The sequence below is a fragment of the Pseudomonas sp. BIGb0164 genome (assembly GCF_024810135.1).
Taxonomy (GTDB): Bacteria; Pseudomonadota; Gammaproteobacteria; order Pseudomonadales; family Pseudomonadaceae; genus Aquipseudomonas.
On record NZ_JANUEA010000011.1, the window covers coordinates 31,880 to 44,115 of the forward strand.

At 59.9% G+C, this 12,236-nt stretch carries 11 protein-coding genes; 8 read left to right on the forward strand and 3 right to left on the reverse strand.

Annotated elements, in window-relative coordinates:
- The first annotated feature begins 9 nt into the window (after positions 1–9).
- The 4 genes from M2394_RS25795 to bfr all read left to right on the forward strand — a co-directional run bounded on the left by M2394_RS25795 (position 10) and on the right by bfr (position 3,747).
- Positions 10–1,011 (forward strand): DNA-directed RNA polymerase subunit alpha, encoded by a 1,002-nt coding sequence (locus M2394_RS25795; protein WP_003176403.1) that lies wholly within the window; start codon positions 10–12, stop codon positions 1,009–1,011.
- A 41-nt stretch (positions 1,012–1,052) separates the two neighbouring features.
- The gene (gene rplQ, locus M2394_RS25800) at positions 1,053–1,439 is read left to right on the forward strand and encodes a 50S ribosomal protein L17 (protein ID WP_003176402.1); all 387 of its coding nucleotides are present in this window, start codon (positions 1,053–1,055) and stop codon (positions 1,437–1,439) included.
- A 239-nt stretch (positions 1,440–1,678) separates the two neighbouring features.
- On the forward strand, positions 1,679–3,127 hold the full coding sequence (locus M2394_RS25805) for a catalase (protein ID WP_259175055.1): 1,449 nt from the start codon (positions 1,679–1,681) through the stop codon (positions 3,125–3,127).
- A gap of 155 nt (positions 3,128–3,282) precedes the next feature.
- Positions 3,283–3,747, forward strand: coding sequence for a bacterioferritin (gene bfr / locus M2394_RS25810; RefSeq protein ID WP_176999254.1), 465 nt, complete (start codon positions 3,283–3,285; stop codon positions 3,745–3,747).
- A gap of 65 nt (positions 3,748–3,812) precedes the next feature.
- Here the strand turns inward: bfr and uvrA are convergent, their stop codons facing one another.
- Positions 3,813–6,647, reverse strand: a complete 2,835-nt coding sequence (uvrA, locus tag M2394_RS25815) for an excinuclease ABC subunit UvrA (RefSeq protein WP_178924241.1) — start codon at positions 6,645–6,647, stop codon at positions 3,813–3,815.
- A gap of 178 nt (positions 6,648–6,825) precedes the next feature.
- Here uvrA and M2394_RS25820 point away from each other — a divergent pair, with 178 nt between their 5' ends.
- Together M2394_RS25820 and M2394_RS25825 are read left to right on the forward strand one after the other, a co-directional pair.
- On the forward strand, positions 6,826–8,220 hold the full coding sequence (locus M2394_RS25820; RefSeq protein WP_178924243.1) for an MFS transporter: 1,395 nt from the start codon (positions 6,826–6,828) through the stop codon (positions 8,218–8,220).
- 9 nt (positions 8,221–8,229) lie between these two features.
- Entirely contained in the window at positions 8,230–8,745 is a 516-nt protein-coding gene (locus tag M2394_RS25825; RefSeq protein WP_003232445.1) for a single-stranded DNA-binding protein, read from the forward strand.
- 66 nt (positions 8,746–8,811) lie between these two features.
- Here the strand turns inward: M2394_RS25825 and M2394_RS25830 are convergent, their stop codons facing one another.
- The gene (locus M2394_RS25830; RefSeq protein ID WP_259175056.1) at positions 8,812–9,720 is read right to left on the reverse strand and encodes a LysR family transcriptional regulator; all 909 of its coding nucleotides are present in this window, start codon (positions 9,718–9,720) and stop codon (positions 8,812–8,814) included.
- A 101-nt stretch (positions 9,721–9,821) separates the two neighbouring features.
- Here M2394_RS25830 and tam point away from each other — a divergent pair, with 101 nt between their 5' ends.
- Positions 9,822–10,583 carry a trans-aconitate 2-methyltransferase gene (gene tam, locus M2394_RS25835; protein ID WP_259175057.1) on the forward strand — a complete coding sequence of 254 codons (762 nt, stop codon included), beginning with the start codon at positions 9,822–9,824 and terminating at the stop codon, positions 10,581–10,583.
- Positions 10,584–10,604: 21 nt separating this feature from the next.
- Here the strand turns inward: tam and M2394_RS25840 are convergent, their stop codons facing one another.
- Positions 10,605–11,168 (reverse strand): cysteine hydrolase family protein, encoded by a 564-nt coding sequence (locus tag M2394_RS25840; protein ID WP_259175058.1) that lies wholly within the window; start codon positions 11,166–11,168, stop codon positions 10,605–10,607.
- A gap of 97 nt (positions 11,169–11,265) precedes the next feature.
- On the opposite strand from M2394_RS25840, the gene M2394_RS25845 reads away from it, so the two are divergent.
- Positions 11,266–12,225, forward strand: a complete 960-nt coding sequence (locus M2394_RS25845) for a GlxA family transcriptional regulator (protein WP_259175059.1) — start codon at positions 11,266–11,268, stop codon at positions 12,223–12,225.
- Positions 12,226–12,236: the final 11 nt, after the last annotated feature.

Genomic DNA, 12,236 nt, shown 5'->3' on the forward strand with positions numbered 1-12,236 from the left:
GGTGCATCCATGCAGATTTCGGTAAATGAGTTCCTGACACCCCGCCACATTGATGTGCAGGTTGTCAGTCCAACCCGCGCCAAGATCACTCTCGAGCCTCTCGAGCGTGGTTTTGGCCACACCCTGGGCAACGCGCTGCGCCGCATCCTGTTGTCCTCAATGCCCGGCTGTGCAGTAGTCGAGGCCGAGATTGACGGTGTGCTCCACGAGTACAGCGCCATCGAAGGTGTACAGGAAGACGTAATTGAAATCCTGTTGAACCTTAAAGGTCTGGCTATCAAGCTGCACGGCCGTGACGAAGTTACGCTGACCTTGTCGAAGAAGGGTTCGGGGGTGGTTACCGCTGCCGATATTCAGCTGGATCATGATGTCGAGATCGTTAACCCCGATCACGTAATCGCTAACCTGGCGTCTAACGGCGCCCTGAACATGAAGCTCACCGTAGCTCGTGGTCGTGGTTATGAACCGGCCGACTCGCGTCAGAGCGATGAAGACGAAAGCCGCAGCATTGGTCGTTTGCAGCTTGACTCTTCGTTCAGCCCGGTTCGCCGTATCGCATACGTGGTGGAAAACGCCCGTGTCGAACAGCGTACTAACCTGGACAAGCTGGTTATTGATCTGGAAACCAACGGTACTCTGGATCCTGAAGAGGCTATCCGCCGCGCTGCAACCATCCTGCAACAGCAGTTGGCTGCGTTCGTCGACCTCAAAGGTGACAGCGAACCAGTGGTAATCGAGCAGGAAGACGAGATCGATCCGATCCTGCTTCGCCCGGTTGACGATCTGGAACTGACTGTACGTTCGGCTAACTGCCTTAAGGCGGAAAACATTTACTACATCGGCGACCTGATTCAGCGTACCGAAGTAGAACTGTTGAAGACTCCGAACCTGGGCAAGAAATCCTTGACTGAAATCAAGGACGTTCTGGCCTCCCGCGGTCTGTCCCTCGGCATGCGCCTCGACAACTGGCCGCCTGCAAGTCTTAAGAAGGACGACAAGGCGACTGCCTGATCGTCGTAATCACCGAACGTGAGTTTGGTAAGGAATGAACCATGCGTCATCGTAAAAGTGGTCGTCACCTGAGCCGTACCAGCTCGCACCGCAAGGCCATGTTCCAAAACATGGCGGTGTCGCTGTTCGAGCACGAGCTGATCAAAACTACACTGCCGAAAGCTAAAGAACTGCGCCGCGTTGCTGAGCCGCTGATTACTTTGGCTAAGACAGACAGCCTGGCTAACCGCCGTCTGGCTTTCGACCGTACTCGTTCGAAAGCTATCGTTGGTAAGCTCTTCAACGACCTGGGCAAGCGTTACGCTACCCGTGAGGGTGGCTACCTGCGCATCCTCAAGTGCGGTTTCCGCGCTGGCGACAACGCGCCTATGGCGTACGTCGAGTTGGTTGATCGTGCTACTGCTGGCGAAGCTGTAAGCGCCGAGTAAGACGACAAGCTGTAACGAAGAACCGGGCCTAGTGCCCGGTTTTTTGTGCGCGTAATAAAAAGTGCGGCGTGTTCACGATTTCACGGTCAGTGCTTGGCACTATGGGTTGATTGGAGTTTGGTAGAAATTTTCTATTGATGCCTGCAATTTAATGAATTTGTAGACGTCATGTTGATGATCAATACTCCCTCCAAGCCGATTAGCCGGCAGTTCCAAGTCCGACCTGAGGAAAATTGAGCATGAGCCAGAATAAAATCCTTACCACCGCCAGCGGCGCCCCCGTTGCGGACAACCAGAATTCCCGTTCCGCCGGCCCACGCGGCCCGCTGCTGCTCGACGATTTTCACCTGATCGAGAAGCTCGCTCACTTCAACCGCGAGAACATCCCTGAGCGCCGTGTGCACGCCAAGGGCTCAGGCGCCTATGGTACTTTCACGGTCACCCAGGACATCACGAAATACACCAGCGCCAAGTTGTTCGAATCCGTTGGTAAGCAAACCCCGACCTTCCTGCGTTTCTCCACCGTAGGGGGCGAACGCGGTTCGGCTGACACTGAGCGCGATCCACGCGGTTTCGCCTTGAAGTTCTATACTGAAGAAGGCAACTGGGACATCGTGGGTAACAACACCCCGGTGTTTTTCATCCGTGACCCGCTGAAGTTCCCTGACTTCATCCACACTCAGAAACGCCTGCCGCAAAGCAACCTGAAAAGCGCCCAAATGATGTGGGACTTCTGGTCGCACTCACCTGAGGCGCTGCACCAGGTCACCATTCTGTTTTCCGACCGTGGCATCCCTGATGGCTACCGTCACATGCACGGCTTTGGTAGCCACACCTACAGCCTGATTAACGCCAATGGTGAGCGTCACTGGGTGAAGTGGCACTACAAGACGAAGCAAGGCATCAAGAACCTGGCGCCTGCAGAAGCCGCACGCCTTGCCGGTACCGACCCTGACTACGCCCAGCGCGATCTGTTCGGTGCGATCGAGCGCGGTGATTTCCCGAAATGGCGCGTCTGCATCCAGATCATGACTGAAGCCCAGGCCAACGCTCACTACGAGAACCCGTTTGACGTGACCAAGACTTGGTCGCAGAAAGAGTTCCCGCTGATTGAAGTCGGTGAACTGGAACTCAACCGCAACCCGCAAAACTACTTCGCTGAAGTGGAGCAAGCAGCCTTTGGCCCAAGCAACATGGTTCCAGGTGTTGGCTTGTCGCCAGACCGCATGCTGCAAGGCCGCGTATTCGCCTACGCAGATGCGCACCGCTACCGTGTGGGTACCAACCACCAGCAATTGCCGGTGAATGCCCCACGCAGCCCGGTGAACAGCTATCAGCGCGACGGTTCGATGGCCTTCGGCAGCAACGGCGGCTCAGCGCCAAACTATGAGCCGAACAGCTACAGCGACGCACCGAAGCAGGCGCCTCAGTACGCAGAGCCAGCGCTGGCCCTGAGTGGCGCCGCCGATCGTTACGATCACCGCGAAGACACGGACTACTACAGCCACGCCGGTGCGCTGTTCCGCCTGATGAACGACGAGCAGAAAGCATTACTCGTCAACAATATCGCCGGCGCCATGGGCGGGGTTTCCAGTGATGTGGTCCAGCGTCAGTTGGGGCACTTCTACAAGGCAGACCCGGCTTATGGAGAAGCAATCGCAAAGGCACTGGGTGTATCGCTTAACTGACTCTAAACGATAAGCAGAACCGCCCTCATTTGGGCGGTTTTTGCGTTAAATCAGCTACTTTTCTCTGAAAATCTTCACTTTTCTGCCGTTTGTCCCGTGACCTCCGAGTCATCATGGTTCAAACTACAGACTTTCAAGCAGGGAGATGTAGGGCGATGCAAGGTCACCCCGACGTAATCGATTACCTCAACACGTTGCTGACGGGCGAACTGGCAGCGCGTGACCAATATTTCATCCACTCGCGCATGTACGAAGACTGGGGCTTTACCGAGCTCTACGAACGTATCAACCACGAGATGGAAGAAGAGGCACAGCACGCCGACGCGCTGATGCGCCGCATCCTGATGCTCGAAGGCACGCCACGCATGCGTCCGGATGACTTGGACGTGGGCACCACGGTACCTGACATGCTCGCAGCCGACCTGCGCCTTGAGTACAAGGTGCGTGCCGCGCTCTGCAAGGGCATCGAGCTCTGCGAGAAGCACAGCGACTTCGTCACTCGTGAGATCCTTCGCGTGCAGTTGAACGACACCGAAGAAGATCACACCTACTGGCTGGAAAAGCAGCTGGGTCTGATCAAGCTGGTTGGCCTGGAGAACTACCTGCAATCGCAGTTCTAGTTCCCAGATACAAAAAAGCCCCTGTCACCGCGAGGTGACAGGGGCTTTTTATTGGGCCCGAGGGATCAGGCCCGGTCACGCGCCAGCAATGGTTTCAAGTAGTAACCAGTATGGGATTGCGGCATTTCGCTGACCTGCTCCGGCGTACCCACCGCGATGATCTGGCCACCCTTGGAGCCGCCTTCCGGCCCCAGGTCGACCAGCCAGTCGGCCGTCTTGATCACATCCAGGTTGTGCTCGATCACCACCACCGTGTTGCCGTGATCGCGCAGACGGTGCAGTACGTCCAGCAGTTGCTGGATATCCGCGAAGTGCAGGCCGGTGGTTGGTTCATCAAGGATATACAAGGTCTTGCCGGTATCGCGCTTGGACAGCTCGCGGGACAGTTTCACCCGCTGCGCCTCACCACCGGACAACGTGGTCGCCGATTGACCCAGCTTGATATACGACAAGCCCACGTCCATCAATGTCTGCAGCTTGCGCGCCAGTGCCGGTACCGCATCGAAGAACTCCCGGGCTTCCTCGATGGTCATTTCGAGGGTCTCGTGGATGCTCTTGCCCTTGTACTTGATCTCCAGGGTCTCGCGGTTGTAGCGCTTGCTCTTGCACACGTCGCACGGCACGTAGATGTCCGGCAGGAAGTGCATCTCCACCTTGATCAAGCCATCGCCCTGGCACGCCTCACAGCGGCCGCCCTTGACGTTGAACGAGAACCGACCTGGCCCGTAGCCTCGTGAGCGGGATTCCGGCACACCCGCGAACAACTCGCGAATCGGCGTAAACAAGCCGGTGTAGGTCGCCGGGTTGGAGCGCGGTGTGCGGCCAATCGGGCTCTGGTCGATATCGACCACTTTGTCCAAGTGCTCCAGGCCCTTGATGCTGTCGTGTGCCGCCGCTTCCAGGGTGGTCGCACCGTTCAAGGCGGTGGCACTCAACGGGAACAGCGTGTTGTTGATCAGCGTCGACTTGCCCGAGCCGGAAACCCCGGTCACACACGTCAGCAGGCCCAGCGGAATCTCCAGGTCGACATTGCGCAGGTTGTTGCCACGCGCGCCCTTGAGGTGCAGCGCCAGCTTCTTGTTGCGCGGTGTACGCTTGGCCGGGACTTCAATCTTCACTCGGCCAGACAGGTATTTGCCGGTCAGCGAATCGGGGTGAGCCATGACCTCGGCCGGCGTGCCCTCGGCCACAATGTGCCCACCGTGCACGCCCGCACCTGGGCCGATATCGACTACGTAATCGGCCAGGCGGATCGCGTCCTCATCGTGCTCGACCACGATCACCGTGTTGCCGATATCGCGCAGGTGTTTCAACGTGCCCAACAGGCGGTCGTTGTCTCGCTGGTGCAAGCCGATCGAAGGCTCGTCGAGGATGTACAGCACGCCGACAAGGCCGGCACCAATCTGGCTGGCCAGGCGAATCCGCTGGGCTTCGCCGCCCGACAAGGTATCGGCACTGCGATCCAGCGACAGGTAGTCCAGGCCTACGTTGACCAGGAACTGCAGCCGCTCGCGAATCTCCTTGAGAATCTTGTCGGCAATCTCGCCACGGCGTCCCGTCAGCTTGAGCACACCGAAGTACTCGCAGGCATCGCCGATCGGCAGGCTGGTGACAGCCGGCAACGTCTTTTCACCGACCCACACATGGCGAGCCTCGCGACGCAGGCGCGTACCGCGGCAATCCGGGCAGGGCTGGGTGCTGAGGAACTTCGCCAATTCTTCACGCACGCTCGCCGATTCAGTCTCGCGATAGCGACGTTCCAGGTTCGGCACGATGCCTTCGAACGGGTGGGACCGCTTGACGATGTCGCCACGGTCGTTCAGGTATTTGAAATCGACGTTCTGCGAACCGCTGCCATGCAGGATGACTTTCTGCTGTTCGGCTGGCAGTTGGTTGAACGGCACTTCCAGGCTGAACTTATAGTGGGCCGCCAACGACCCGAGCATCTGGAAGTAGTAGACGTTACGCCTGTCCCAGCCGCGTATCGCCCCCTCCGCCAGCGTCAATTCGCCGTTAACCAGGCGCTTGATGTCGAAGAACTGCTTGACCCCCAGGCCATCGCAGGTCGGGCAGGCGCCGGCCGGGTTGTTGAAGGAAAACAGCTTGGGTTCCAGCTCGCTGATGGCGTGGCCGCAGATCGGGCAGGCAAAGCGTGCGGAGAAGATGATTTCTTCACCCGGCTCGTCATCCATCGGCGCCACGAGGGCAATGCCGTCCGCCAGCTTCAACGCGGTCTCGAAGGACTCCGCCAGGCGCTGCTGCAAGTCCGCCCGTACCTTGAAGCGGTCGACCACCACGTCGATCGAATGCTTCTTCTGTTTGTCGAGCTTCGGCGCTTCATCCAGCTCATACAGCTTGCCGTTGATGCGTGCGCGCACAAAGCCTTGGGCGCGCAGTTCTTCGAAGACGGAGAGGTGTTCACCCTTGCGCTCACGGATCACCGGTGCCAACAACATCAGCTTGGCGCCTTCCGGCTGGGCCAGCACCAGGTCGACCATCTGGCTGACGGTCTGGGCTTCCAGGGGAATGTCGTGGTCGGGGCAGCGCGGAATACCGACTCGCGCATACAGCAGGCGCAGGTAGTCGTAGATTTCGGTGATGGTGCCCACGGTGGAGCGCGGGTTGTGGGAGGTCGATTTCTGCTCGATGGAAATCGCCGGCGACAGGCCTTCGATGGTATCGACGTCGGGTTTTTCCATCATCGATAGGAACTGGCGGGCGTAGGCCGACAGCGATTCCACGTAACGACGCTGGCCTTCGGCGTACAGCGTGTCGAACGCCAGGGACGATTTGCCGGACCCGGACAAGCCGGTGATGACGATCAGTTTGTCCCGGGGCAGGGTCAGGTCGATGTTCTTCAGGTTGTGGGTTCTAGCCCCACGAATCAGGATCTTGTCCAAGATGGCCTCGCTCGGCGGGCGTAAATAATGCTGGAGTATACGGCTAAAGACTGGATGAATATACACTGTCAAAAGGCCGCTTGCAGCCTTACATGAAAGCTGCGCGGCAAAGCGCCGCATATACCCTCTCAATCGATGGGACTGGTAGAATCGCCGCCGGTTCACACGAGGTTTTTCCATGCACGATCCCCACAGCGAACGCATGAGTAGCGGCGAGACCCGAGCAGCAAGCGGTCTGGCCCTGGTGTTCGCCTTCCGTATGCTTGGCATGTTCATGGTGTTGCCGGTGCTGGCGACTTATGGGATGGACCTCGCAGGCGCGACCCCCGCATTGATCGGCTTGGCGATTGGCGCCTATGGCCTGACCCAGGCTATTTTCCAGATCCCCTTCGGGATCATTTCCGACCGTATCGGCCGCCGCCCGGTGATCTATCTGGGATTGATCGTCTTTGCCCTAGGCAGCGTGCTGGCCGCTCAGTCAGATTCTATTTGGGGCGTGATTGCCGGCCGCGTCCTGCAAGGTGCCGGCGCGATTTCTGCTGCCGTCATGGCCTTGCTGTCGGACCTCACCCGTGAACAACACCGCACCAAGGCCATGGCCATGATCGGCATGACCATCGGCCTGTCGTTCGCCGTGGCCATGGTGGTCGGCCCCTTGCTCACCCGTGCGTTCGGCTTGCACGGTCTGTTTCTCGCAACGGGCGGCATGGCATTGTTCGGCATCGTGATTGTGGCCTTCATGGTGCCGCGTTCTACCGGCACCTTGCAGCACCGCGAGTCCGGTGTGGCGCGCAAGGCGTTGCTGCCGACGCTCAAGCATCCGGACCTGCTGCGCCTGGATTTAGGTATCTTCGTGTTGCACGCGATGCTGATGTGCAGCTTCGTTGCCTTGCCCCTGGCGCTGGTCGAAAAAGCCGGCCTGCCCAAGGAACAGCACTGGTGGGTCTACCTCACCGCGCTGCTGATTTCGTTCTTCGCCATGATCCCGTTCATCATCTATGGCGAGAAAAAACGCAAGATGAAACAAGTGCTGCTCGGCGCCGTCGCGACGCTGATGCTCACTGAGCTATTCTTCTGGCAGTTCGGCGACAGCCTGCGGGCGCTGGTGATCGGTACGGTGGTGTTCTTCACCGCGTTCAACCTGCTGGAAGCCTCGTTGCCTTCGCTGATCAGTAAAGTTTCACCGGCCGGTGGCAAGGGCACGGCAATGGGGGTGTATTCCACCAGCCAGTTCCTTGGCTCTGCGTTGGGCGGCATCATGGGTGGCTGGATGTTCCAGCATGGCGGTTTGTCGGTTGTCTTCCTGGGATGCGCCGGGCTGGCTGCACTTTGGTTAGCCTTTGCTGTTACCATGCGCGAACCGCCATACGTCACAAGCCTGCGCCTGCCTTTGTCGCCCGAAGCAATTCGTGAAGCCGGCCTGGTAGAGCGCCTTAAGGCCGTTGTTGGGGTAACAGATGCGGTAGTGATCGCCGAAGAAGCCGCCATCTACATCAAATTGGACACCGAATTATTGGATCGCGCGACGCTCGAGCAACTGGTCAACCCAGTGCCGACAGCGCGCCCAGCCTAGGAGAACGTTATGGCCCGTGGGGTTAACAAAGTCATATTGGTCGGTACTTGCGGCCAGGATCCCGAAGTTCGCTACTTGCCTAACGGTAACGCCGTGACCAACCTGAGTCTGGCGACCAGCGAACAGTGGACCGACAAGCAGACCGGCCAGAAGGTCGAGAAAACCGAATGGCACCGTGTGTCGATGTTCGGCAAGGTCGCCGAGATCGCCGGTGAATACCTGCGCAAAGGTTCGCAGGTCTACATCGAAGGCAAGCTGCAGACCCGCGAGTGGGAAAAAGACGGTATCAAGCGTTACACCACTGAAATCGTGGTCGACATGCAAGGCACCATGCAACTGCTGGGCGGCCGTCCACAGGGCGACCAACAGGGCCAGGGCGGCATGTCCAACTCGGCACCACGTCCACAGCAGTCGCGTCCACAGCCAAGCCAGCAGCCACAGCGTGAGTCGCGTCCAGCGCCACAGCAGGCCGCTCCGCAACCGGCTCCGGATTTCGACAGCTTTGATGACGATATCCCGTTCTAAGGTCTAAGACCCGCAACACCAAAGCCCCCGACCGCGAAAGCGCCGGGGGTTTTTTATGGCCCGTGATCAGGCATCCGTCGACGCGGCCGTTACCACCATCTCCTTGAACCGTTGCAATACCGCCGAGCCATCGCCGATCCGTGTTGCCAAATGCAGCGGCGCCACCAGGCTCTGGCATTCCGTCAGCGCTCGATAAACGATGCCGTCGCCACGCAGCCGCTGCATGGAGGCCGGCACGATGGACACGCCCAGGCCTGCCGCCACCAAACTGAGTGTCGCAGTCATGCGCGGCGCTTCCTGGACCACCTGGGGGCTGAACCCGGCCTCGCGGCAGGCCACCAGGATTGCGTCGTACAACCCCAATCCCACTCGACGGCGATAGAGCACAAAGGATTCGGTCGCCAGGGCCTTCAAGGGCAGGGGAGAGTCCGCATCGAGTGCCAGCGGATGGTCGGTGGGCAGCGCCAGCAACATGGGCTCCACCAGGATCGGTTCATCCTGCAGCGATTGAGTGCCGCTCAGCGGCGAGCGAATAAGCGCCGCGTCGAGCTTCTCGTGCTCCAGCGCGTCCAGCAGTTCGCCAGTACCGGCTTCCTCCAGCACCACAGAGACGCCGACAAAGGTTTCGCGAAACAACCGCAACACACTCGGCACAAAAGGGTGCAAGGCCGCCGAACTCGTAAAGCCGATGGCCAGGCGCCCGCGCTCACCCCGTGCGGCACGGCGCACCACGTCGGCGATGCCTTCAGCCCTGGCGAGCAGCTCCCGCGCCTCATCCAGCAACGCCAGCCCGGCAGTGGTGGGGCGCACGCCTCTGGGCAGGCGCTCCATCAAGATCACCCCCAACTCCGCCTCAAGGCTTTGCAACAGGCGCGTCAACGGCGGCTGCTGCATGCCCAGGCGTTCGGCGGCGCGGGTGATATAACCTTCTTCGGCAATCGCGACAAAGGCTTTGAGCTGGCGGAGTTCCAACATAGTCATACTTTCCAGGTATGGGAGTGCTCCAATCCTGGCATTTGTTCTCATGGCTCACAAGATTTAGGCTGTAACCAACCTCATAAAGAAGGAAAGCCCTGATGACCTGGTCTGCCAAGCAGTACACGATGTTCGAACAACAGCGCACCCGTCCCGTCCGTGACCTGGTCGCGGCTATCCCGAATACCGAAGTGCGCAACGCCGTCGACCTGGGGTGCGGGCCGGGAAACTCCACCGAAGTGTTGGCCGAGCGTTATCCACAGGCCCACGTCACTGGCATGGACAGCTCCGATGACATGTTGGTCGATGCACGCAAGCGCCTACCCGAACTGGCCTTTGAACTGGCGGATATTGGCGCCTGGAACCCTGCGCAACACTACGACGTGATACTGGCAAACGCCTCGCTGCAATGGCTGCCGGACCACGCCACGCTTTATCCACATTTGGTCCACCAGCTCACCCCCGGTGGCACGCTGGCGGTACAAACCCCGGACAATCTCGACGAACCTGCACACCGCCTGGCCCGTGAAGTGGCAGCCGACGGCCCGTGGTCTGCGAAGATCGGCGCGGTCAAGCACAACGAACGGCATGCGGCGAGCTACTACTACGAGCTACTGAGCAAACACTGCAGCACCGTCGATGTGTGGCGCACCACCTACCAGCATCCGTTGGCCGATCACGGGGCGGTCGTGGAATGGTTCAAGGCCTCGGCCCTGAGGCCCTTCCTTGCACCGTTGACCGATAGCGAAAAAGCCGCCTTCCTACAGGAATACAAGGCGCGGATCACCCAAGCTTATCCAGCCCTGAGCGATGGCACCGTACTGCTGCCATTCCCGCGCCTGTTCATCATTGCGACCCGCTGATACCTGGCCGGCAAGTGGCGGTCATGCCGCCGCCGCTTGCGCTTTCAAGTACTCATCCGCTGACAGCACGTCTGCGTACGCAAACCCCAGCGACGCCATATAAGCTGCGTGCGCCTGCGCCGCTGGAATCACCTGCCCGTTGAATTCCAGGTCACGGGTGGCACACGCGTCATGAATCACCGTGACCTTGTAGCCAAGATCCGCCGCTGCTCGCACCACGGCGTCGATGCACATGTGGCTCATGCTGCCGACGACGACCACGTCGGTGATGCTGCGCTGTTCCAGCAGGCTGCGCAGGTTGGTTTCACGAAACGCATTCACGAAATGTTTGAGCACCACCGGCTCGCTGCCTTCGTTCAGCACCTTGGGGTGCAAGTGCGCACCTTCGGAGCCCGGGGCAAAAAAGGGCGCGTCATCGGAGGTGAACTCATGGCGCACATGAATCACCGCATCCCCCGCCTGGCGAAAAGCCTGGAGCACCTGCGCAGCCTTGTCGGCCGCGGCTTCAACGCCGTCGAGCGGCCACTTGCCCTGAGGGAAGTAGTCGTTCTGGATATCGATTAGGATGAGCGCTTGCTTGGCCATGTGTGTTGCCTCGTGATGGGTTGATGGGGCTTAGTATCTTAGCTGGCGCCCGCACCCGGGATTGGCCGCACCGACAATAACAGGGGGAAAACTGACAATGGCGGTTGTTGAGCTGGGTGTGTTGATCTACCAGGGCGCGCAATTGGCTGCGGTACACGGCCTGACGGACCTGTTCGGCGTCGCCAATCGGATCGCTGCCGAGCATCAATCCTCGCAACTGCCATTGTTGCGCGTCAGCCATTGGCAGGTAGACGCCACCGGCACGCCGGCCCGCGTGTTCGACAGCCACCCTGGGCCAGACCAAGCCATGATGGCCGTGCTGGTGCCGCCCTCCATCGGCGAATTCACTGAAGAACAAGCGCCACCCGCTCTGCTGGAGTGGCTTCGTCAAAGGCATGCCGCAGGTACCGTGCTGGGTGGCGTGTGCATCGGTTCGATCATGCTGGCGCGCAGTGGCCTGTTGGATGGGCGCAGCGCCACCACCCATTGGTCCTCGGCCAAATCCTTTGCCCTGCGTTACCCGGCCGTGCGCCTGGAAGCCGACAAGCCAATCGTTGATGACGGCGACTTGATCACCACGGCCGGGCTGATGGCCTGGTCTGAACTCGGCCTGCGCCTGGTTGATCGCTTGATGGGGCCGAGTATCGCCGCCAGTACGGCGCGGTTCCTGGTGATCGAGCACAGCGACAGCGCCAGCCAGTGCGGCAGCAACTTCGCGCCGATTCTGGGGCATGGCGACACCGCGATTCTCAAGGTGCAGCATTGGCTGCAAGCCAGCGGCGCGGTGGACGTGTCGGTCAGCGCGATGGCGCAGGAAGCGGGGCTGGAAGAGCGCACCTTCCTGCGGCGCTTTCGCAACGCGACAGGGCTCAAACCCACCGAATATTGCCAGCACCTGCGGGTGGGCAAGGCGCGGCAGATGCTCGAATTCACCAACGGCACCATTGACCACATCGCCTGGACCGTGGGTTATCAGGACCCCAGTGCGTTCCGCGCCACGTTCAAGAAAATCACCGGCCTGGCACCCAGCGATTACCGCAGCCGCTTCGGCGTCTGAATCGTGCAGAA

Coding starts and splice junctions, on each gene's coding strand:
- M2394_RS25795 (WP_003176403.1), top strand. CDS start 10: ATGCAGATTTCGGTAAATGAGTTCCTGACACCCCGCCACATTGATGTG.
- rplQ (WP_003176402.1), top strand. CDS start 1,053: ATGCGTCATCGTAAAAGTGGTCGTCACCTGAGCCGTACCAGCTCGCAC.
- M2394_RS25805 (WP_259175055.1), top strand. CDS start 1,679: ATGAGCCAGAATAAAATCCTTACCACCGCCAGCGGCGCCCCCGTTGCG.
- bfr (WP_176999254.1), top strand. CDS start 3,283: ATGCAAGGTCACCCCGACGTAATCGATTACCTCAACACGTTGCTGACG.
- M2394_RS25820 (WP_178924243.1), top strand. CDS start 6,826: ATGCACGATCCCCACAGCGAACGCATGAGTAGCGGCGAGACCCGAGCA.
- M2394_RS25825 (WP_003232445.1), top strand. CDS start 8,230: ATGGCCCGTGGGGTTAACAAAGTCATATTGGTCGGTACTTGCGGCCAG.
- M2394_RS25830 (WP_259175056.1), bottom strand. CDS start 9,720: ATGTTGGAACTCCGCCAGCTCAAAGCCTTTGTCGCGATTGCCGAAGAA.
- tam (WP_259175057.1), top strand. CDS start 9,822: ATGACCTGGTCTGCCAAGCAGTACACGATGTTCGAACAACAGCGCACC.
- M2394_RS25840 (WP_259175058.1), bottom strand. CDS start 11,168: ATGGCCAAGCAAGCGCTCATCCTAATCGATATCCAGAACGACTACTTC.
- M2394_RS25845 (WP_259175059.1), top strand. CDS start 11,266: ATGGCGGTTGTTGAGCTGGGTGTGTTGATCTACCAGGGCGCGCAATTG.